Source organism: Streptomyces sp. NPDC101132 (assembly GCF_044759225.1).
GTDB lineage: Bacteria > Actinomycetota > Actinomycetes > Streptomycetales > Streptomycetaceae > Streptomyces.
Window position 1 is genome coordinate 1 of sequence record NZ_JBIVYX010000022.1, and the last position, 18966, is coordinate 18966.

The 18966-nt window shown below is 71.2% G+C and carries 16 protein-coding genes; 4 read left to right on the forward strand and 12 right to left on the reverse strand.

Annotated features, from left to right (window positions below):
- Positions 1-325 precede the first annotated feature (325 nt).
- From ACIQUR_RS33615 to thyX, 3 genes are all read right to left on the reverse strand, one after another.
- A complete protein-coding gene (locus tag ACIQUR_RS33615; RefSeq protein ID WP_403672891.1) occupies positions 326-2011 on the reverse strand; it encodes a ribonuclease J in 1686 nt (561 codons plus the stop codon).
- Between the two features lie 108 nt (positions 2012-2119).
- Positions 2120-3019, reverse strand: a complete 900-nt coding sequence (gene dapA / locus ACIQUR_RS33620; protein WP_403672894.1) for a 4-hydroxy-tetrahydrodipicolinate synthase — start codon at positions 3017-3019, stop codon at positions 2120-2122.
- A gap of 202 nt (positions 3020-3221) precedes the next feature.
- Complete coding sequence (thyX, locus tag ACIQUR_RS33625) at positions 3222-3962, reverse strand: FAD-dependent thymidylate synthase (protein ID WP_403672896.1); 741 nt, start codon at positions 3960-3962, stop codon at positions 3222-3224.
- A gap of 213 nt (positions 3963-4175) precedes the next feature.
- Here thyX and ACIQUR_RS33630 point away from each other — a divergent pair, with 213 nt between their 5' ends.
- Together ACIQUR_RS33630 and ACIQUR_RS33635 are read left to right on the forward strand one after the other, a co-directional pair.
- Positions 4176-4412 carry a hypothetical protein gene (locus ACIQUR_RS33630; RefSeq protein WP_403672899.1) on the forward strand — a complete coding sequence of 79 codons (237 nt, stop codon included), beginning with the start codon at positions 4176-4178 and terminating at the stop codon, positions 4410-4412.
- 95 nt (positions 4413-4507) lie between these two features.
- Entirely contained in the window at positions 4508-5071 is a 564-nt protein-coding gene (locus ACIQUR_RS33635; protein WP_403672901.1) for a PH domain-containing protein, read from the forward strand.
- Between the two features lie 37 nt (positions 5072-5108).
- On the opposite strand, the gene ACIQUR_RS33640 is transcribed toward ACIQUR_RS33635, so the two are convergent.
- The 6 genes from ACIQUR_RS33640 to eccD form a co-directional block, all read right to left on the reverse strand.
- Complete coding sequence (locus tag ACIQUR_RS33640; protein ID WP_403672904.1) at positions 5109-5561, reverse strand: hypothetical protein; 453 nt, start codon at positions 5559-5561, stop codon at positions 5109-5111.
- A 7-nt stretch (positions 5562-5568) separates the two neighbouring features.
- The gene (dapB, locus tag ACIQUR_RS33645; protein ID WP_403672907.1) at positions 5569-6318 is read right to left on the reverse strand and encodes a 4-hydroxy-tetrahydrodipicolinate reductase; all 750 of its coding nucleotides are present in this window, start codon (positions 6316-6318) and stop codon (positions 5569-5571) included.
- Positions 6319-6397: 79 nt separating this feature from the next.
- Positions 6398-7777 (reverse strand): M16 family metallopeptidase, encoded by a 1380-nt coding sequence (locus ACIQUR_RS33650; protein WP_403672910.1) that lies wholly within the window; start codon positions 7775-7777, stop codon positions 6398-6400.
- Entirely contained in the window at positions 7774-10017 is a 2244-nt protein-coding gene (locus ACIQUR_RS33655; RefSeq protein WP_403673016.1) for a polyribonucleotide nucleotidyltransferase, read from the reverse strand. The genes ACIQUR_RS33650 and ACIQUR_RS33655 overlap by 4 nt, the downstream gene beginning before the upstream one ends.
- A gap of 282 nt (positions 10018-10299) precedes the next feature.
- On the reverse strand, positions 10300-10587 hold the full coding sequence (rpsO, locus tag ACIQUR_RS33660; RefSeq protein WP_361102111.1) for a 30S ribosomal protein S15: 288 nt from the start codon (positions 10585-10587) through the stop codon (positions 10300-10302).
- A 166-nt stretch (positions 10588-10753) separates the two neighbouring features.
- Entirely contained in the window at positions 10754-12238 is a 1485-nt protein-coding gene (eccD, locus tag ACIQUR_RS33665) for a type VII secretion integral membrane protein EccD (protein ID WP_403672913.1), read from the reverse strand.
- A 190-nt stretch (positions 12239-12428) separates the two neighbouring features.
- Between eccD and eccCa the strand changes: the two genes are divergently transcribed.
- Positions 12429-16382 (forward strand): type VII secretion protein EccCa, encoded by a 3954-nt coding sequence (gene eccCa, locus ACIQUR_RS33670; protein ID WP_403672916.1) that lies wholly within the window; start codon positions 12429-12431, stop codon positions 16380-16382.
- Positions 16383-16511: 129 nt separating this feature from the next.
- Positions 16512-16751, forward strand: a complete 240-nt coding sequence (locus tag ACIQUR_RS33675; RefSeq protein ID WP_403672919.1) for a DUF397 domain-containing protein — start codon at positions 16512-16514, stop codon at positions 16749-16751.
- Positions 16752-16844: 93 nt separating this feature from the next.
- On the opposite strand, the gene ACIQUR_RS33680 is transcribed toward ACIQUR_RS33675, so the two are convergent.
- The 3 genes from ACIQUR_RS33680 to mycP all read right to left on the reverse strand — a co-directional run bounded on the left by ACIQUR_RS33680 (position 16845) and on the right by mycP (position 18956).
- On the reverse strand, positions 16845-17135 hold the full coding sequence (locus ACIQUR_RS33680; protein ID WP_403672922.1) for a WXG100 family type VII secretion target: 291 nt from the start codon (positions 17133-17135) through the stop codon (positions 16845-16847).
- A 55-nt stretch (positions 17136-17190) separates the two neighbouring features.
- Positions 17191-17535, reverse strand: coding sequence for a WXG100 family type VII secretion target (locus ACIQUR_RS33685; RefSeq protein ID WP_403672925.1), 345 nt, complete (start codon positions 17533-17535; stop codon positions 17191-17193).
- Positions 17536-17669: 134 nt separating this feature from the next.
- Positions 17670-18956 carry a type VII secretion-associated serine protease mycosin gene (mycP, locus tag ACIQUR_RS33690; protein WP_403672928.1) on the reverse strand — a complete coding sequence of 429 codons (1287 nt, stop codon included), beginning with the start codon at positions 18954-18956 and terminating at the stop codon, positions 17670-17672.
- Between the last annotated feature and the right edge of the window lie 10 nt (positions 18957-18966).

An 18966-nucleotide genomic window follows, 5' to 3' on the forward strand; every position in this document is an offset into this window, starting at 1 on the left:
GCTGTTGAGTTCTCAAGGTGCGGTCGCTTCCTTTGTTCCCGTTTCCGGGCCCTCCGGGCGCTTCCTTCGTTTCCGACTCTATCAGATCTTTCCGATCCGATTTCCTCGGTGCTTTCCGGTTCCAGCGGCGTTTCCGGCGCTTTTCCCTTTCGGCGGTTTCAGACTCTATCAGGTTTCCCCGGTCTGAATTCCCACTCCCTCGTGGACCGGTTCGGGCACAGGTGTGTGCCCGGGTCTTTCTGGGGTGGGGTCGTCAACGTACTGGAGCGGGGCCCCCGGATGCAAATCCGGTTGCCCCGCTCCGGTGCGGAGGGGTACGAGGGCGTCAGACCTCGACCACGACCGGGAGGATCATCGGGCGGCGGCGGTAGCCGTCGGAGACCCATTTGCCCAGCGTGCGGCGGATGAGCTGCTGCAGCTGGTGGGGCTCGACGACGCCGTCGGCGGCCTGCTTCGCGATGGCCTCCTCGATCTTCGGGACGACGGCCGCGAAGGCCGAGTCCTCGATGCCGGAGCCGCGGGCGTGGATGTTCGGGCCGCCCACGACCTTGCCGGTGGTGCTGTCCACCACGACGAAGACCGAGATGATGCCCTCGTCGCCGAGGATGCGGCGGTCCTTCAGCGAGGACTCCGTGACGTCGCCGACCGAGAGGCCGTCGACGTAGACGTAGCCGGCCTGGACCTTGCCGGTGATGCGGGCCCGGCCGTCGATCAGGTCGACGACCACGCCGTCCTCGGCGATGACGATGTGGTCCTTCGGGACACCCGTCATCGCGCCGAGCTCGGCGTTGGCGCGCAGGTGGCGCCACTCACCGTGGACCGGCATCAGGTTGCGCGGCCGGCAGATGTTGTAGAAGTACAGCAGCTCGCCGGCGGAGGCGTGGCCCGAGACGTGCACCTTGGCGTTGCCCTTGTGGACGACGTTGGCGCCCCAGCGGGTCAGGCCGTTGATCACGCGGTAGACCGCGTTCTCGTTGCCCGGGATCAGGGACGAGGCCAGGATCACGGTGTCGCCCTGGACGATCCGGATCTGGTGGTCGCGGTTGGCCATGCGGGAGAGCGCTGCCATCGGCTCGCCCTGGGATCCCGTGCAGACGAGGACGACCTCGTGGTCCGGCAGGTCGTCGAGGGTCTTGACGTCGACGATCAGTCCGGCCGGGACGCGCAGGTAGCCCAGGTCACGGGCGATGCCCATGTTCCGGACCATGGAGCGGCCGACGAAGGCGACCCGGCGGCCGTACTCGTGGGCGGCGTCCAGGACCTGCTGGATGCGGTGGACGTGGCTGGCGAACGAAGCGACGATGATCCGCTTCTGGGCGCCCGCGAAGACTCCGCGGATGACGTTGGAGATGTCGCGCTCGGGCGGGACGAATCCCGGGACCTCGGCGTTCGTGGAGTCCGAGAGGAGGAGGTCGATGCCCTCCTCGCTCAGCCGCGCGAAGGCGTGCAGGTCGGTCAGCCGGTTGTCCATCGGGAGCTGGTCCATCTTGAAGTCGCCGGTGGCGACGACCAGGCCCGCGGGGGTGCGGATGGCCACCGCGAGGGCGTCCGGGATGGAGTGGTTCACCGCGATGAACTCGCAGTCGAAGGGGCCGAGGTTCTCCCGGTCCCCCTCCTTCACCTCAAGGGTGTAGGGGCGGATGCGGTGCTCCTGGAGCTTCGCCTCGATGAGGGCGAGCGTCAGCTTGGAGCCGATCAGCGGGATGTCCGCCTTCTCCCGGAGGAGGTAGGGGACGGCGCCGATGTGGTCCTCGTGGCCGTGCGTGAGGACGATGCCCTCGATGTCGTCGAGGCGGTCCCGGATGGACGTGAAGTCCGGCAGGATCAGGTCGACGCCGGGCTGCTCCTCCTCGGGGAAGAGGACGCCGCAGTCGACGATCAGCAGACGGCCGTCGAACTCGAAGACGGTCATGTTCCGGCCGATCTCGCCGAGGCCACCGAGCGGGGTGACGCGCAGACCGCCCTTGGGCAGCTTCGGCGGCGGGCCGAGTTCCGGATGCGGATGGCTCAAAAGTTTCTCCTCACCACGCGCGCCACGTACCCCGGAGGCACGTGGCGCGCATGACATTCGTGCACTTGCTGTGTGTTTTTGTGGTTATTCAGTTGTGAAGTCCGTGGTTCAGAGCTCTACCCCGCCGGCGGCGAGGTCGAGCTTGAGCTGTGCGGTCTCCTCGTCGGTGAGCCCGATCATCGGCAGCCGGAGGGGGCCGCCGGGCAGGCCCTGGAGGGCGAGGGCGGCCTTGGTGGTCATGACGCCCTGGGTGCGGAACATGCCGGTGAAGACCGGGAGCAGCTTCTGGTGGATCTCCGTGGCCTTCTGTACGTCGCCGCTGGTGTGGGCGTCGAGCATGGCGCGCAGGTCGGGGGCCACGAGGTGGCCGACGACGGAGACGAAGCCGACGGCGCCGACGGAGAGCAGCGGGAGGTTGAGCATGTCGTCGCCGGAGTACCAGGCGAGACCGCTGCGGGCGATCGCCCAGCTGGCGCGGCCGAGGTCGCCCTTGGCGTCTTTGTTGGCCACGATGCGCGGGTGCTCGGCCAGGCGGACGAGGGTCTCGGTGTTGATCGGGACACCGCTGCGGCCGGGGATGTCGTAGAGCATCACCGGCAGCTCGGTGGCGTCGGCGATGGCCGTGAAGTGCCGGACCAGGCCCTCCTGCGGGGGCTTGTTGTAGTACGGCGTGACGGCGAGCAGGCCGTGGGCGCCGGTGGCGGCGGCTTCACGGGCCAGCTCGATGCTGTGGTGGGTGTCGTTGGTTCCGATTCCGGCCACGACGTGGGCCCGGTCTCCGACGGCCTCCAGTACGGCTCGTACGAGGTCCTTTTTCTCCGCGTCGGTGGTGGTGGGCGACTCGCCGGTGGTGCCGTTGATGATCAGGCCGTCGTTGCCGGCGTCCACGAGGTGGGTGGCGAGGCGCTGGGCGCCGTCGAGGTCGAGCGCGCCGTCAGCCGTGAAGGGCGTGACCATGGCGGTGAGGACCCGGCCGAAGGGGGTCTGCGGAGTGGAGATCGGAGCCATGGGTAACACGCTACTCGCTGCTCTGCCCGCGGTGTCCCCTTGGGGGGACGTGTGAACCTACCGGCATTGGCCGGGAGTGTTTGGAGCCCGGCACTGCCTGCTCGGGGGTTCAAGCAGTGCCGGGTCCGTTTGATCAGCCTAGATGAACTTCACGAAACGTCGCAATACGGACACTTCGACGGAGTCTCCGTACATCCGTGCGCTACGGCGCCACGCGTCCGTTCTTGTTGAACGCGGCGTACGTGAGGGGCATGAGCTTCGCCCACTGCTCCTCCATCTTCTCGCCGACCATCTCGATCTCCCGCTGCGGGAAGGACGGCACCGCGGCGAGCTCGTGCTGGGTCCGCAGGCCGAGGAAGTGCATCAGCGAGCGGGCGTTGCAGGTGGCGTACATCGAGGAGTACAGGCCCACCGGGAGCACCGAGCGGGCCACCTCGCGGGCGACGCCGGCGCGCAGCATCTCCTGGTACGAGTCGTACGCCTGGCGGTACGAGTCCTCCATGACGCGGCCGGTCAGCTCGTGCTGCGCCTGGGTGCCCTCGACGAAGACGTACTTGCCCGGGCGGCCCTCCTGGACCAGCTTGCGGGACTCGTCCGGGACGTAGAAGACCGGCTGGAGCTCCCTGTAGCGGCCGGATTCCTCGTTGTACGACCAGCCGACCCGGTGCCGCATGAACTCGCGGAACACGAAGATCGGGGCGCTGATGAAGAAGGTCATCGAGTTGTGCTCGAAGGGGCTGCCGTGGCGGTCCCGCATGAGGTAGTTGATGAGCCCCTTGGAGCGCTCGGGGTCCTTCTGGAGCTCGTCCAGGGACTGCTCACCGGCCGTCGACACACGGGCGGCCCACAGCACGTCGGAGTCGGTCGCGGCGTGCTTGACCAGCTCCACGGTGACATCGCTGCGGAAGCTGGGCTTCAGGTCGGCTTCGGGGGTCTCGCTCACCGGCGGGGTCCTTCCATTCGCATCGCACGGGCGGCGCCCACTCTACGGCGCCGCGCCGACAACACCGCACAGCCGACCCAGGGGCACGAAGTTCGGCGAATTCACCGAAACAGGGCACCGTTCCGGCCCGTCGTGCGTCTGACATCACAACAGCACCAACGCACCGTCCGTCCCTCCGACCCCGAAGGGTCCCAGCCTTGAGGAGGCGCCCCCATGTTCCGCCGGCGCGAGTCCGTCCCGTTCGCCTTCGTCGCCGAGGCCGACCGATTCCGCAGTAACGTCACTCCCCCGCCGCGCGAGAGTCTGAGCAAGACTCAGATCGCCGCCCGTAGTCTGGTCGGGCTCACGGTGGTGGCCGGACTCGTCGGCTCCCTGCTCTTCGGCATGCCGGCGCTGCAGCCCCAGAAGCCCGGCGCGGCGCCGCAGTCCGCGGCCTCCGAGGGGCGCTGACACCATCCGGACCCCCTGGGGTGGAAGGCCGACCACGGGCTGGATAGCCTCACCGGCACAGCCCAACCGAATGTGCATGTGAGTGAGGACCAGCCGTGCCCCTGCCCTTCCTGACGGCGGACAGCGCATTCGACGCGCACGAAGACACCCAGCTGCCGCTGCCCCACGAGGACCACGACCGCTGGCGGCGGCCCTACCGGCCCGGCCCCTGGCGCGTGGCCTTCGGAGCGGTACTGCTGCTCATCGGCTCGTTCATGCTGCTCGCGACGATGACGGTCGCCTTCGTCGGCGAGGCCGTCGGCGCGCTGATCTGCCTGGGGGCCGCCTCGCTGGTGATCGGCTCCGCGCTGCGGCTGCTGCGCGCCGGCGTCTGGGTGAGCCGCGCCGGACTGCGCCGGGTGTCGTTCCTCGGTACCCGTACGGTCGCCTGGCAGGACCTGGGCGAGGTGCGCACGGTGCAGCAGCCGGTGCGCTGGCTGGGTCTGCCGCGTACCGTGCAGGGCCAGGCGCTGACGGCCTCGACGCGTTCCGGCGGTGAGCTGCCGGTGCTGCTGACCGACCACAACGCCGACTTCCTCTCCCGTACCGAGGCCTTCGACCGGGCCGCCGACGCCGTGGAGGCGTGGGCGGCCGAGTACCGGCCGGCCGGGGTGGCGTAACCGCCCCCGAGGGGTCCCGCGGAAGCCCGTACGCGTCTCAGGCGCGTACGGGCTTTCCGTCGTGCAGCGCGATGGCCCGCTGCATCGCCTTGCGCGCCCGGGGGGTGTCCCGGGCGTCGTGGTAGGCGACGGCGAGGCGGAACCAGCTGCGCCAGTCGTCCGGGGCGTCCTCGGTCTCGGCCTTGCGGCGCGCGAAGACATCGTCGGCCGAATCGCGCAGGATCCGGCCGTACTGGTCACGGGCCAGCTCGTCGACGGGCAGGCCGCCCTCTGCCTCCAGCTCGGCCGCGAGGCCGTTGGCCCGCTGGACGAACTGGGTGTTCTTCCAGAGGAACCAGATGCCGATGACCGGCAGGATCAGCACGGCCGCACCGAAGGTGACGGTGAGGGCGGTGCCCTGCCTGATCAGCATCAGGCCCCGGCTGCCGGCCAGGACGAAGTAGACGACCAGGACGGCGGCCGTGATGAAGTAGGTGATCTTCGCGCGCATGGTGGGCCTAGAGGTCGAGGAAGTTTTCCAGGCCGAAGGTGAGGCCCGGGGTGTCCACCACGCGGCGCGCGCCGAGCAGGATGCCCGGCATGAAGCTGCTGTGGTGCAGGGAGTCGTGACGGATGGTCAGGGTCTCGCCCTCGCCGCCGAGCAGCACCTCCTGGTGCGCCAGCAGGCCCCGCAGGCGGACCGCGTGCACCGGGACGCCGTCGACGTCCGCACCGCGGGCGCCGTCGAGGGCCGTGGCGGTGGCGTCGGGCTGCGGGGCGCAGCCGGCCTCGGCGCGGGCCGCCGCGATCAGCTGGGCGGTGCGGGTGGCCGTGCCGGAGGGGGCGTCGACCTTGTTGGGGTGGTGCAGCTCGACGACCTCGACCGATTCGAAGTAGCGGGCGGCCTGGGCCGCGAACTTCATGGTGAGGACGGCGCCGATGGAGAAGTTCGGCGCGATGAGCACTCCGGTCTCCGGGGAGGCGGCGAGCCAGGTGTTCAGCTGCGCGAGGCGGTCCTCGTTCCACCCGGTGGTGCCGACGACGGCGTGGATGCCGTGGCGGACGCAGTAGTCGAGGTTCTCCATCACCGAGGCGGGGGTGGTCAGCTCGACGACGACCTGGGCGCCGGTCTCGGCCAGCGTGTCCAGGGCGTCGCCGCGGCCGAGCGCCGCGACCAGTTCCATGTCCTCGGCGGCCTCGACCGCCCGTACGGCCTCGGAGCCGATCCGGCCCTTGGCACCGAGGACCGCCACGCGCAGCTTGCTCATTGCTCTTCCTTCTACGAGGTACGGAGTGCGAGGGGATTTCTGCGGGAGGTGCCGCGGGGGACGGTCTCCCCCGCGGTGCTCAGGCGACCGCTTCGTCCAGCCGGGCGGCCTGCTTCTCCTTGAGCGGGCCGATGACGGACAGCGAGGGCCGCTGGGCCAGGACGTCCCGGGCCACCGCGCGGACGTCGTCCGGGGTGACGGCGGCGATGCTGGTGAGCATGTCGTCGACCGACATCTGGGTCCCCCAGCACAGCTCGCTCTTGCCGATGCGGTTCATCAGCGCGCCGGTGTCCTCCAGGCCGAGGACGGTGGAGCCGGAGAGCTGGCCGATGGCGCGGCCGATCTCCTCGTCCGTGAGCCCCTCGGAGGCGACCTTGTCGAGCTCGTCGCGGCAGATCCGCAGCACGTCGTGCACCTGGTTGGGGCGGCAGCCGGCGTACACGCCGAACAGGCCGCAGTCGGCGAAGCCGGAGGTGTACGAGTACACGCTGTAGGCCAGGCCGCGCTTCTCCCGGACCTCCTGGAAGAGCCGGGAGGACATGCCGCCGCCGAGGGCGGTGTTCAGCACGCCCAGGGCCCAGCGGCGGTCGTCGGTGCGGGCGAGGCCGGGCATGCCGAGGACCACGTGGGCCTGCTCGGTGCGGCGGCCCAGCAGCTCGACCCTGCCGGCGGTGCGGATGCGGCGCTCGCCGGCGCGGGGGCCGATGGGCTGGGCGTCGGTGCGGGTGAGGGCGCCGGCCTTCTCGAAGGCGGCGCGGACCTGGCGTACGACCTTGGCGTGGTCGACGTTGCCCGCGGCGGCGACGACCAGGTGGGTGGGGTCGTAGTGCTTCTTGTAGAAGCGGGCGATCTGGTCGCGGCCGAGCGCGTTGATCGTGTCGACCGTGCCGAGGACGGGGCGGCCCAGCGGGCTGTCGCCGAGCATGGTGTGGGCGAAGAGGTCGTGGACCATGTCGCCCGGGTCGTCCTCGGTCATCGCGATCTCTTCGAGGATGACGCCGCGCTCCGCGTCGACGTCGGATTCGAGGATCAGCGAGCCGGTGAGCATGTCGCAGACGACGTCGATCGCCAGCGGCAGGTCGGTGTCGAGCACCCGTGCGTAGTAGCAGGTGTACTCCTTCGCCGTGAAGGCGTTCATCTCGCCGCCGACCGCGTCGATCGCGGAGGAGATGTCGAGGGCGGACCGCTTGGCGGTGCCCTTGAAGAGGAGGTGCTCCAGGTAGTGGGTGGCGCCGTTGAGGGTGGGCGTCTCGTCACGGGATCCCACGTGGGCCCAGATGCCGAAGGTCGCCGAGCGGACCGAGGGAAGGGTCTCGGTCACGACGCGCAGGCCGCCGGGGAGGGTGGTGCGCCGGACGGTGCCGATGCCGTTCTCGCCCTTGAGCAGGGTTTGGGTACGGGCGACGGCCCGCCCCTCCGAAGAGGTGCGGGCCGTCACACGGGAACTACGCGACGTCACTTGTCGGAGTCGTCCTTGTCAGCCTCGGCGCCCGCGGCGGAGCCGCCGGTGGACTCGGTCTCGCCCTCGATCACGGGGATCAGGGAGAGCTTGCCGCGCTGGTCGATCTCGGCGATCTCGACCTGGACCTTGGAGCCGACCGCGAGCACGTCCTCGACGTTCTCCACGCGCTTGCCACCGGCGAGCTTGCGGATCTGCGAGATGTGCAGCAGGCCGTCCTTGCCCGGGAGCAGGGAGACGAAGGCACCGAAGGTGGTGGTCTTGACGACCGTGCCCAGGTAGCGCTCGCCGACCTCCGGCATGGTCGGGTTGGCGATGCTGTTGATCGTGGCGCGGGCGGCCTCGGCGGCCGGGCCGTCGGAGGCACCGATGTAGATGGTGCCGTCGTCCTCGATCGTGATCTCGGCGCCGGTGTCCTCCTGGATCTGGTTGATCATCTTGCCCTTGGGGCCGATGACCTCACCGATCTTGTCCACCGGGATCTTGACGGTGATGATCCGCGGGGCGAACGGGGACATCGCGTCCGGCGTGTCGATCGCTTCCATCATCACGTCGAGGATGTGGAGGCGGGCGTCGCGGGCCTGCTTGAGGGCCGCGGCCAGGACGGAGGCCGGGATGCCGTCCAGCTTGGTGTCGAGCTGGAGGGCGGTGACGAACTCCTTGGTGCCGGCGACCTTGAAGTCCATGTCGCCGAAGGCGTCCTCCGCACCGAGGATGTCGGTGAGGGCGACGTAGTGCGTCTGGCCGTCGATCTCCTGGGAGATCAGGCCCATGGCGATGCCGGCGACGGGGGCCTTGAGGGGCACACCGGCGTTCAGCAGCGACATGGTGGAGGCGCAGACGGAGCCCATGGAGGTGGAGCCGTTGGAGCCGAGGGCCTCGGACACCTGACGGATCGCGTAGGGGAACTCCTCGCGGGTCGGGAGGACCGGCACGATCGCGCGCTCGGCGAGCGCGCCGTGGCCGATCTCGCGGCGCTTCGGGGAGCCGACGCGGCCGGTCTCGCCGACGGAGTACGGCGGGAAGTTGTAGTTGTGCATGTAGCGCTTGCGGGTCACCGGGGAGAGGGTGTCCAGCTGCTGCTCCATGCGGAGCATGTTGAGGGTGGTGACGCCCAGGATCTGGGTCTCGCCACGCTCGAACAGCGCCGAGCCGTGCACGCGCGGGATGGCCTCGACCTCGGCGGCGAGGGTACGGATGTCCGTGATCCCGCGGCCGTCGATGCGGACCTTGTCCTTGATGACGCGCTCGCGGACCAGGGCCTTGGTCAGGCTGCGGTAGGCGGCGGAGATCTCCTTCTCGCGGCCCTCGAAGGCCGGGAGGAGCTTCTCGGCGGCGAGCTCCTTGACGCGGTCGAGCTCGGCCTCGCGCTCCTGCTTGCCCGCGATGGTCAGCGCCTGGGCCAGCTCGCCCTTGACCGCGGCGGCCAGCGCCTCGTACACGTCGTCCTGGTAGTCCAGGAAGACCGGGAACTCGCCGGTGGGCTTGGCGGCCTTGGCGGCCAGGTCGGCCTGGGCCTTGCAGAGGACCTTGATGAACGGCTTCGCGGCCTCGAGGCCCGCGGCGACGACCTCCTCGGTCGGCGCCTCGGCGCCGCCCTTGACCAGCTGGATGGTCTTCTCGGTGGCCTCGGCCTCGACCATCATGATCGCGACGTCGCCGTCCTCCAGGGTGCGGCCCGCGACGACCATGTCGAAGACGGCGTCCTCGAGCTCGGTGTGCGTCGGGAAGGCGACCCACTGGCCCTTGATCAGCGCGACACGGACGCCGCCGATCGGGCCGGAGAAGGGCAGGCCGGCCAGCTGGGTGGACGCGGACGCGGCGTTGATCGCGATGACGTCGTACAGGTGGTCCGGGTTGAGCGCCATGACCGTGGCGACGACCTGGATCTCGTTGCGCAGGCCCTTCTTGAAGGACGGGCGCAGCGGGCGGTCGATCAGGCGGCAGGTGAGGACGGCGTCCTCGGAGGGGCGGCCCTCACGGCGGAAGAAGGAGCCGGGGATCTTGCCCGCGGCGTACATGCGCTCCTCGACGTCCACCGTCAGGGGGAAGAAGTCGAGCTGGTCCTTGGGCTTCTTCGACGCGGTGGTCGCGGAGAGGACCATCGTGTCGTCGTCCAGGTACGCGACGGCGGAGCCGGCGGCCTGGCGGGCCAGGCGGCCCGTCTCGAAGCGGATGGTGCGGGTGCCGAAGGAGCCGTTGTCGATGACGGCCTCGGCGTAGTGGGTCTCGTTCTCCACTAGCGTTTTCTCCATTTTCGTCGTCTCCGTCCTCCACCCGTGTGGCGGGGGACGGTTCTGGAGAAGCGCGCCTGGGTGCGGGCCGGTCTTCGATCGAAGCACCCGGTACGGGGCCCCGCGGGCTCTCCGGATGCCACTACCGAGGACCGGCGTGCGTGTGGAGGGCGCTCCTCCTCTTCAGTTGTCCGTGTTGCGACCAGACTACAAAGCGTCCGGTACGTCCCGCACGTACAGCAAAGGGAGCGGTCCCCTAAGAGTGGGAACCGCTCCCTTCACAGCGTCTTACTTGGCGCCGGCGGCACCGCGGCGGATGCCGAGACGGTCGACCAGCGTACGGAAGCGCTGGATGTCCTTCTTGGCCAGGTACTGCAGCAGGCGGCGGCGCTGGCCGACCAGGATCAGCAGACCACGGCGGGAGTGGTGGTCGTGCTTGTGGGCCTTCAGGTGCTCGGTGAGGTCCGAGATGCGGCGGGAGAGCAGCGCGACCTGGACCTCGGGGGAGCCGGTGTCGCCCTCCTTGGTACCGAACTCGGCCATGATCTGCTTCTTCGTAGCGGCGTCGAGCGACACGCTTACTCCTCTGTGAGGTCTGATTGCCGCCGAGTGCCCCAGGTCTGCTTCTCTGGGGAGCTTCCGTGACTCGGGAGGCGGGTCCGCCGGGCGCTGCTCCCGGGAATCCGGGAACGCGTACACAGACGGCCGTCACACAGCGTACCAGGCGTGCGCCCGGACGGTCTCAGCTGGTGAGCGAGCGGGCCCGGGAGTACACGTCGAGGACGGCCAGGCAGAGCGGCACCAGGCTGAGCAGCACCGCCGCCTCGGTGAGGTCGAGCAGGCGCCCCCAGAAGGGTGACAGACCCTTGCGGGGGATGACCAGTGAAATTCCGGTGAGCAGGGCCGCGCCGGCGGCGACGCAGGCGGAGAGCCAGATGGTGCGGAGGTCCAGCGGGCCCCGGTCGCCGTACTGGACCAGCTCGCGGAGCAGGTCGTACGGGGGGTTCAGGGCCATGCCGAGGATCAGCAGGGCGATGGCGGCGAGGCCGGCGGCCAGGGCGCAGGCGACCTGGGAGGTGTAGCGGAAGAGGCGGGCGCGCAGGAGCATCGCGAGGCCGGCGGCCAGGGCGAGGAGCTTGCCCCAGGTGTTGCCCGAGAAGCCGAGGACGGCGGCGGAGCCGACGACCACGGCGGCGGAGCCCGCGACGAGGCCCAGCAGCATCTCGTGGCCGCGGCGGGCCTGGGCGGCGATGCGCTCGGCGTCGACCGGGGCGGTCTCGGCGCGGTCGGCGCGGTCGTCGGTGTCGGGCGCGTCGTAGGCGTAGGCGTCGGCGGCGCTGCGCGGGGCGGCGTACCCGATGGGCAGCCGGGCGAAGCGGGCGGAGAGGCCGGGGAGGAAGGCGACCAGGCCGATGGCGACGGGGGCGCAGACGGCGGCGGTGGCGGTGGCGGAGGCCTCGGTGAGGATGGCCGCGAAGGTGGCGAGGGTGCCGGTGGCGGCCAGGAAGGTGGCCGCGACGAAGGGGGCGTCGCCGCTGGGGGTGAGTGCGACCAGGGCGACCGAGGCGGTCAGCACGCAGACGCAGCCGAGCAGGAACTGGAGGCGGCCGGGGCCGTCGCCGGCGGCCGGGGCGATGATCCCGGACCCGGCGATGAGCAGGTGGGGCAGGGCGCCGAGGCCGAGGGCGACGGCGGAGCCGCGGTCGTCGTAGACGCGGGCGCGGACGCCGGCGCAGGCGGTCAGCAGGATGCCGGCGGCGCCCGCGATGATGCCGGGCAGGCCGTGCATGTCGTGGCGGACCGGGTCGGCGTACCAGAGCACGAAGCCCAGGAGGACGAGCAGCAGGACGGCTCCGGCGAGGCCGGCGCCGCGCAGCATGTCGTCGCTCCAGCGGTGCCGGTCGCGGACCACGGCGGAGGCGACGGCGTCGGAGACGTCGTCGAAGACCGCCGGGGGAAGCGACTCGGCGAAGGGCCGCAGGCTGAGCAGTTCGCCGTCGAGCACCTGCTGGGCGGCGAGCGTGCGGGCGCCGTCGAGGACGGTGCCGTCGCGGCGGACCAGGTGGTAGCCGGCCGGTGTGCCGGCGGGCTGGGTCTGGCCGGTCAGCCGGAGGAGCTCCGGGTAGACGTCGGCGACGGCGATGTCCTCGGGGAGCGCTACGTCGATGCGGCTGTCCGGAGCCACGACGGTGACCCTGCAGAAACCGGTCGATGCGGCCGTACTCACCTGGTTGACCCCCTGATTCGCGGTTGCGCACGCTGCGCCGGTGGTGCGCGCGCCACCCTACCGGGCGGTGGTCGGACGGTCGGCAAGTAGGATCACCGGCTGCGGCGGGATCCCCCTGGAGCCCGCGCGCAAGGAGGGCCATGGGGGCGCCGGATGACGTCCCGTCCGTTTTCAAGGGATTGATGCTCCGGTGAGCCAGATCGTCGTCAAACGCCCGCCGCGGTCCCTGCCGCCCGAGGTCCCGTCGGACGAGCTGAGGCTGGAGGCTCCTCCGGAACTCCCGCGCGGGCAGCAGGAGGGCATGCTGATGCAGCTCCTGCCGATGCTCGGCATGGGCTCGTCGGTGGTGTTCTTCTTCATGCCGAACGCGCACCCCTTCATGCGCATCATGGGCGTGCTGATGCTGGTGTCCACGGGCGCGATGGTGGTGGCCCAGATCGTCCGCCACCGGCGCGGTGCGCAGGGGCAAATGGCGGACGTGCGGCGGGACTACCTCAAGTACCTGGCGCAGACGCGCCGGCAGGTGCGGCGTACGGCGCGGGCGCAGCGCGACGCGCAGCTGTACCTGCACCCGGCGCCGGAGCAGCTGTGGTCGGTGGTGGCCGAGGGCTCGCGGGTGTGGGAACGCCGGGTGGGGGACGGTGACTTCGGGCAGGCCCGGCTGGGGCTGGGCGCGCAGCGGCTGGCCACGCCGCTGGTGGCGCCGGAGACGGCGCCGGTCGACGAGCTGGAGCCGCTGACCGCGGGGGCGATGCAGCGGTTCCTCGCGGTGCACGCGTACCTGGACGGGCTGCCGGTGGCGGTGTCGATGCGGGCGTTCTACCACGTGACGGTGTCCGGGGAGCCGGAGTCGGTGCGGGGTACGGCGCGTTCGCTGGTGGCCCAGCTGGTGACGCTGCACTCCCCCGAGGACCTGATGGTGGCCGTGGTGGCGGCGCCGGGGGCGGTGCCGGCCTGGGACTGGGTGAAGTGGCTGCCGCACACGCAGGTGCCGGGCCAGGTGGACGGTGCGGGCACGAAGCGGCTGTTCGGGGACGACGTCACGGAGCTGGAGGGGCTGCTGGCCTCGCGGCTGGACGGCCGGCCGCGGTTCAGCCGGGACGTGCAGCCGGTGCTGGACCAGCCGCACGTGGTGGTGGTGCTGGACGGCGCGACGGTGCCGCCGGACTCGGTGTTCGCGGCGGCCGAGGGGCTGCAGGGGGTGACCATCGTCGAGGTGGTGCCGGGCGAGCTGGACGAGTTGCGGGGCGGGCTGTCCGTACAGGTGCGGCCGGGCCGGCTGCGGCTGGAGTCGGGCGCGGGTGTCGCGTACGAGGGCGTGCCGGACGTGCTGTCGCTGCCCGCCGCGGAGGCGCTGGCGCGGCAGCTGGCGCCGCTGCGCACGGGCGGCGGCGACGAGGACGAACCGCTGCTGGCGAACCTGGACTTCACGGACCTGCTGAACCTGGGCGACGCCGCGTCGATCGACGTGGCGCGCACCTGGCGGCCGCGGTCGGCGGGTGAGCGGCTGCGCGTGCCGATCGGCGTGGGCGAGGACGGCGCGCCGGTGATGCTGGACCTCAAGGAGGCGGCGCAGGAGGGCATGGGCCCGCACGGCCTGTGCGTGGGCGCGACGGGTTCCGGCAAGTCGGAGCTGCTGCGGACGCTGGTGCTGGGTCTGGCGGTGACGCACACGTCGGAGACGCTGAACTTCGTCCTGGCGGACTTCAAGGGCGGTGCGACGTTCACCGGGATGTCGCAGATGCCGCACGTGGCGGCGGTCATCACGAACCTGGCGGACGACCTGACGCTGGTGGACCGGATGGGCGACTCGATCCGCGGCGAGCTGCAGCGGCGCCAGGAGCTGCTGCGTTCGGCGGGCAACTACGCGAACATCCACGACTACGAGAAGGCGCGCGCGGCGGGTGCCCCGCTGGAGCCGCTCGCCTCGCTGGTCCTGGTCATCGACGAGTTCAGCGAACTGCTCACGGCGAAGCCCGACTTCATCGACATGTTCATCCAGATCGGCCGGATCGGCCGGTCGCTGGGCGTGCACCTGCTGCTGGCCTCGCAGCGCCTGGAGGAGGGCAAGCTGCGCGGTCTGGACACGTACCTGTCGTACCGGATCGGTCTGCGGACGTTCTCCGCGGCGGAGTCCCGGACGGCGATCGGCGTGCCGGACGCGTACCACCTGCCGTCGGTGCCGGGTTCCGGCTACCTGAAGTTCGGTACGGACGAGATGACGCGCTTCAAGGCGGCGTACGTGTCGGGCACGTACCGCTCGGGCGGCCGGGAGCTGTCGGTCGGGCAGTTCCCGGTGGAGCGGCGGCCCGCCGTGTTCACGGCCGCTCCGGTGCCGGTGGTGTACGCGGCGCCGGACCCGGCGTACCTGGCGGCGGCCTCCCGGCGGGAGGACGACGCGCTGGCGGACACCGTGCTGGACGTGATCGTGGCGCGGCTGGAGGGGCAGGGCGTGCCGGCGCACCAGGTGTGGCTGCCGCCGCTGGACGACGCGCCGCCGCTGGACCAGCTGCTGCCGGTGCTGGCGGGCTCGGCGGAGCGGGGGCTGCACGCGGAGGGGTACACGCGGCCGGGTGGTCTCGTCGTACCGCTGGGTCTGATCGACAAGCCGTTCGAGCAGCGGCGCGAGGTGCTGTACCGGGACTTCTCGGGGGCGGCCGGCCACCTGCTGGTGGTGGGTGGCCCGCAGTCGGGCAAGTCGACGCTGCTGCGGACGCTGGTGTCGGCCTTCGCGGTCACGCACACGCCGCGCGAGGTGCAGTTCTACGGGCTGGACTTCGGCGGTGGCGGCCTCGCGGCGGTGCAGGACCTGCCGCACGTGGGCGGGGTCGCTTCGCGGCTGGACCCGGAGCGGGTGCGGCGTACGGTCGCCGAGGTGGCCGGGGTGCTGAACCGGCGGGAGGAGTTCTTCCGGGCCAACGCGGTGGACTCGATGGCGACGTACCGGCGCCGACGGGCGGCCGGTGAGCTGCCGGGCGAGGTGTTCGGCGACGTGTTCCTGCTGGTGGACGGCTGGGGCGCGTTCCGCAACGACTACGAGCACCTGGAGCCGGTGGTCGCGGACATCGCGGCGCGCGGTCTGGGCTACGGCATCCACGTGGTGCTGACGGCGTCCCGCTACATGGAGGTGCGGGCGGCGCTGAAGGACCAGATCCTGGGCCGGCTGGAGCTGCGCCTCGGTGACGTCATGGACTCGGAGTTCGACCGCAAGGTGGCGGCGAACGTGCCGCAGGGCGCGCCGGGCCGGGGCCAGGTCCCGGAGAAGCTGCACTTCATGGCGGCACTGCCGCGGACCGACGGGCGGACCGGCGCCGATTCGCTGCCGGAGGCGACGGCCGCGTTCGTGGAGTCGGTGCGGACCTCCTGGGCCGGTCCGGCGGCGCCCGCGGTGCGGCTGCTGCCGCGCAAGCTGCCGGCGGACCAGCTGCCGAAGGGGTTCGAGTTCCCGCAGCACGGCATCGCGATCGGCATCGACGAGACGGACCTGGAGCCGGTGTTCGTCGACTTCGAGACCGACCCGTTCTTCCTGGTGTTCGGCGAGAGCGAGTCGGGCAAGACGGCGCTGCTGCGGCTGATCGCGAAGCAGATCGCGGAGCGGTACACGCCGGACCAGGCGCGGATCGTGGTGGGCGACTACCGGCGGACGCTGCTGGAGGCGGTACCGGAGGGGCACCTGCTGGAGTACGCGCCGATGGCGTCGTCCATGCAGATGCACATGGAGGCCGTGGCCACGGTGATGGCCAAGCGGGCGCCGAAGGCGGACATCACCCCGCAGCAGCTGCGCGACCGCAGCTGGTGGTCCGGCCCGCAGCTGTTCGTGGTCGTGGACGACTACGAGCTGGTCTCGTCCGGCACCGGGAACCCGATGGCCGGGCTGGTCGAGCACCTGCCGTTCGCCCGGGACGTGGGCATCCGCTTCATCGTCGCGCGCAGCTCCGCGGGTGCCTCGCGGGCGGCGTACGAGCCGTTCATCCAGCGGGTGAAGGAGCTGGGGGCGCAGGGCGTGGTGCTGTCCGGCGACCGGAACGAGGGCGACATCCTCGGCGGGGTACGGGCCCGTCCGCTGCCTCCGGGCCGGGGCACCTTCATCTCCCGCAAGCGCGGCAACTCGCTGGTGCAGCTGGGCTGGCTGCCGGACCGGTGAGCGGCGCGGGCCGCGCCCCGGGGGCCGGGGCGCGGCTGATCGCGTACCGCTGACGCGGCCGGCGGGGCGGAAGTACGATGCCGGACGAGGCTGTTCGTACTACCCGCTCCGCCGAAGGGAACCGCGCCGATGGCCGACGCACGTGAGAAGGACGAGCTGTACGCCCTGGACATCTCGGGGGTGGAATGGCTCAGCGCGCCCGGGACGGAGGAGCACGAGGAGCGGGTCGAGATCGCGCACCTGCCGGGCGGGGCCGTGGCGATGCGGTCCTCGCTGGACCCGGAGACGGTGCTGCGGTACACGGAGGCCGAGTGGCGTGCGTTCGTACTCGGGGCCCGCGACGGGGAGTTCGACCTGAAGCGGCCGTGAGCCGCGGCCCGGCGGCGACCGGGCACACGAGAGGGGCACGCGCCCGGTGCGCGTGCCCCTCTCGTGTGTGCGGGGCCCGGGGCCCGGCGCGGGTCAGATCATGCGGAAGCGCGCCGCGTTGCCCTTGTCGGTGTCCTGGTAGCCGACGAGGGAGCTGTCGAGCAGGTTGGCGATGTTGCCGAGCTTGGCGTTCATGCCCGCCATCTCGGTCGAGACGACCTGCTGGATCTCCAGGTACGAGGTCTTCGCCTCACCCTCCCAGGACTCGGCGACGGTGCGGACCTGCGCCATGAGCGCGTCCAGCTCCTCCGTCAGCTTGTGGCTGGTGGTGCGGACGTCACCGGCGGCGGTGGCGACGGTGTCGTAGTTGACTGCGAAGGACATGTCGGTCTTCTCCCGTTGGAATGCGGTGGTGGCGGCTGCGGGTCTGCGGCACGGATCACATGTCGAGGATGGCGCTGCGACCGCCGCCCGCCCCCTGGTCCGCGTTCACCCGGCGGATGTCCGCGATGCGCTGCTGCTCCTCGGCCGTGAAGCCCTTGACGCTCATCCGCATGGCGTCCTCGAGCTCGATGAGCTTGGCCTTGATCTTGTTGAGGTGCTCGTTCACACCCCGCTGGAGGGAGTCGTACTCCTGGCTCGCGGCGCCCTGCCACCCCGCCTGGATCCGGTCGACGACGTCGTTGAGGCGGCCGATCCGGGTCGAGAGCTCCGTGTGGTAGCTGAAGATCTCGTCGGCAAGCTTTTGCTTCTTGACGTCGTCGACTGCGAGGTTCATCGCCATGCTCAGTGCTCTCCCGTCATCACACTTGTGAAGTCGCCTGCCACTTTAGCCACTTCATACGACAGGCCCAACAAAGACCCCAGACGCCCGTGACGGGGCTCCGGTTCCCCGTCTGCAAAGCCGCGCGGGGCGGTTCAGGCTCCGGTGACGGTGCTCCGGTGACGCTTGCGGCGCAGGTCGCGCAGGACCGTCGCGCCGCCCGCGATCACGGCGATCAGCACCGCGCCGATGCCCAGGGCGTAGGTGGCGTAGCGCTCGTCGCGCTCCTGCGCGGTCTCGGCCGTGGAGAGGTGCGCGGCGTCGGGGGCGACGGCCGGGGGCGGGCCTGGGTCGGGGGTGGGGGTCTCCTTGGGCACCTGGTCCTCGGTGAGGGCGCGTACGGGGTCGACGACGCCCCAGCCGACGAAGTTGTCGTGGCCGTTCACGGAGCGTTCCGCGGTCTGCTCGATCTGGGCGATGACCTGGCGCGGGGTCCAGGTGGGGTGCTTGGCCATGAGCAGGGCGGCGACGCCGGCGACGTACGGGGCGCTGAAGCTGGTGCCGTTGTCGACGCACTGTCCGTTGCCGGGGACGGTGGAGACGATGTCGACGCCGGGCGCGGCCACGCCGATGAAGGAGCCGGACTGGGAGAAGGCGGCGCGCTCGTTGTTGCGGTCGGACGCGGCGACGGCCAGCACGCCGTCGAAGGCGGCCGGGTAGGTCTTCTTCTGGTCCCCGTCCAGGCCGTCGTTGCCGGCGGAGGCGACGATCAGGACGTTCTTGTCGACGGCCCGCTTCACGGCCTGCGCGAGATCGGAGGCGGGCGGCAGCGGCTTGTCGGTGTCCTGGGAGATGTTGATGATCCGGGCGCCCTTGGCGACGGCGTGGTCGATGGCGTCGGCCATGGTCGCGGCGTTGCCGCTGTTGCGGTCGTCGTTCTGCCGGATCGGGATGATGGTGGCCTCGGGGGCCAGGCCGACGAAACCGGTGCCCTCGCGGGGGCGGGCGGCGATCAGGCCGGCGACCTTGGTGCCGTGGCCCACCTCGTCGTCCGTGCCGTCCTTTCCCTTGTCGAGGAAGTCCCGGCCGGCGGCCGTGTCGAGGGCGTCGCGGAGCTGGGGGTTGACCCGGTCGACGCCGGTGTCGATGACGGCGACGCGGACGCCCTTCCCGCGGGTGTCCTGCCAGAGTTCGTCGAGCAGGACGCGCTGGAGGGCCCAGGGGCGGCCGGCGATCTGCTTCTTCATCGGGAAGCTGCACTCGCCGGCTCCGTCGAGGGCGGGGCGCGGGGTGGCGGCGGGGGCGGCGGTCGCCGGTACGGCCGCGTGCGCGGCCGGTACGGCGGCCCGCGCGGCCGGTGCCGCCGCGAGCACGGCCGGTGCCGCGGTGAGCGCGAGGGCGGCCACCGCCGACGCGACGTGCCGGGAGGTCGTACGGATCACGGCGTCCTCC

Bases quoted from the DNA above. Each gene is read 5' to 3' on its own strand.
- dapA (WP_403672894.1), bottom strand. From the start codon at position 3,019: ATGGCTCCGATCTCCACTCCGCAGACCCCCTTCGGCCGGGTCCTCACC.
- ACIQUR_RS33630 (WP_403672899.1), top strand. From the start codon at position 4,176: ATGTTCCGCCGGCGCGAGTCCGTCCCGTTCGCCTTCGTCGCCGAGGCC.
- ACIQUR_RS33640 (WP_403672904.1), bottom strand. From the start codon at position 5,561: ATGCGCGCGAAGATCACCTACTTCATCACGGCCGCCGTCCTGGTCGTC.
- dapB (WP_403672907.1), bottom strand. From the start codon at position 6,318: ATGAGCAAGCTGCGCGTGGCGGTCCTCGGTGCCAAGGGCCGGATCGGC.
- ACIQUR_RS33675 (WP_403672919.1), top strand. From the start codon at position 16,512: ATGGCCGACGCACGTGAGAAGGACGAGCTGTACGCCCTGGACATCTCG.
- ACIQUR_RS33680 (WP_403672922.1), bottom strand. From the start codon at position 17,135: ATGTCCTTCGCAGTCAACTACGACACCGTCGCCACCGCCGCCGGTGAC.
- ACIQUR_RS33685 (WP_403672925.1), bottom strand. From the start codon at position 17,535: ATGGCGATGAACCTCGCAGTCGACGACGTCAAGAAGCAAAAGCTTGCC.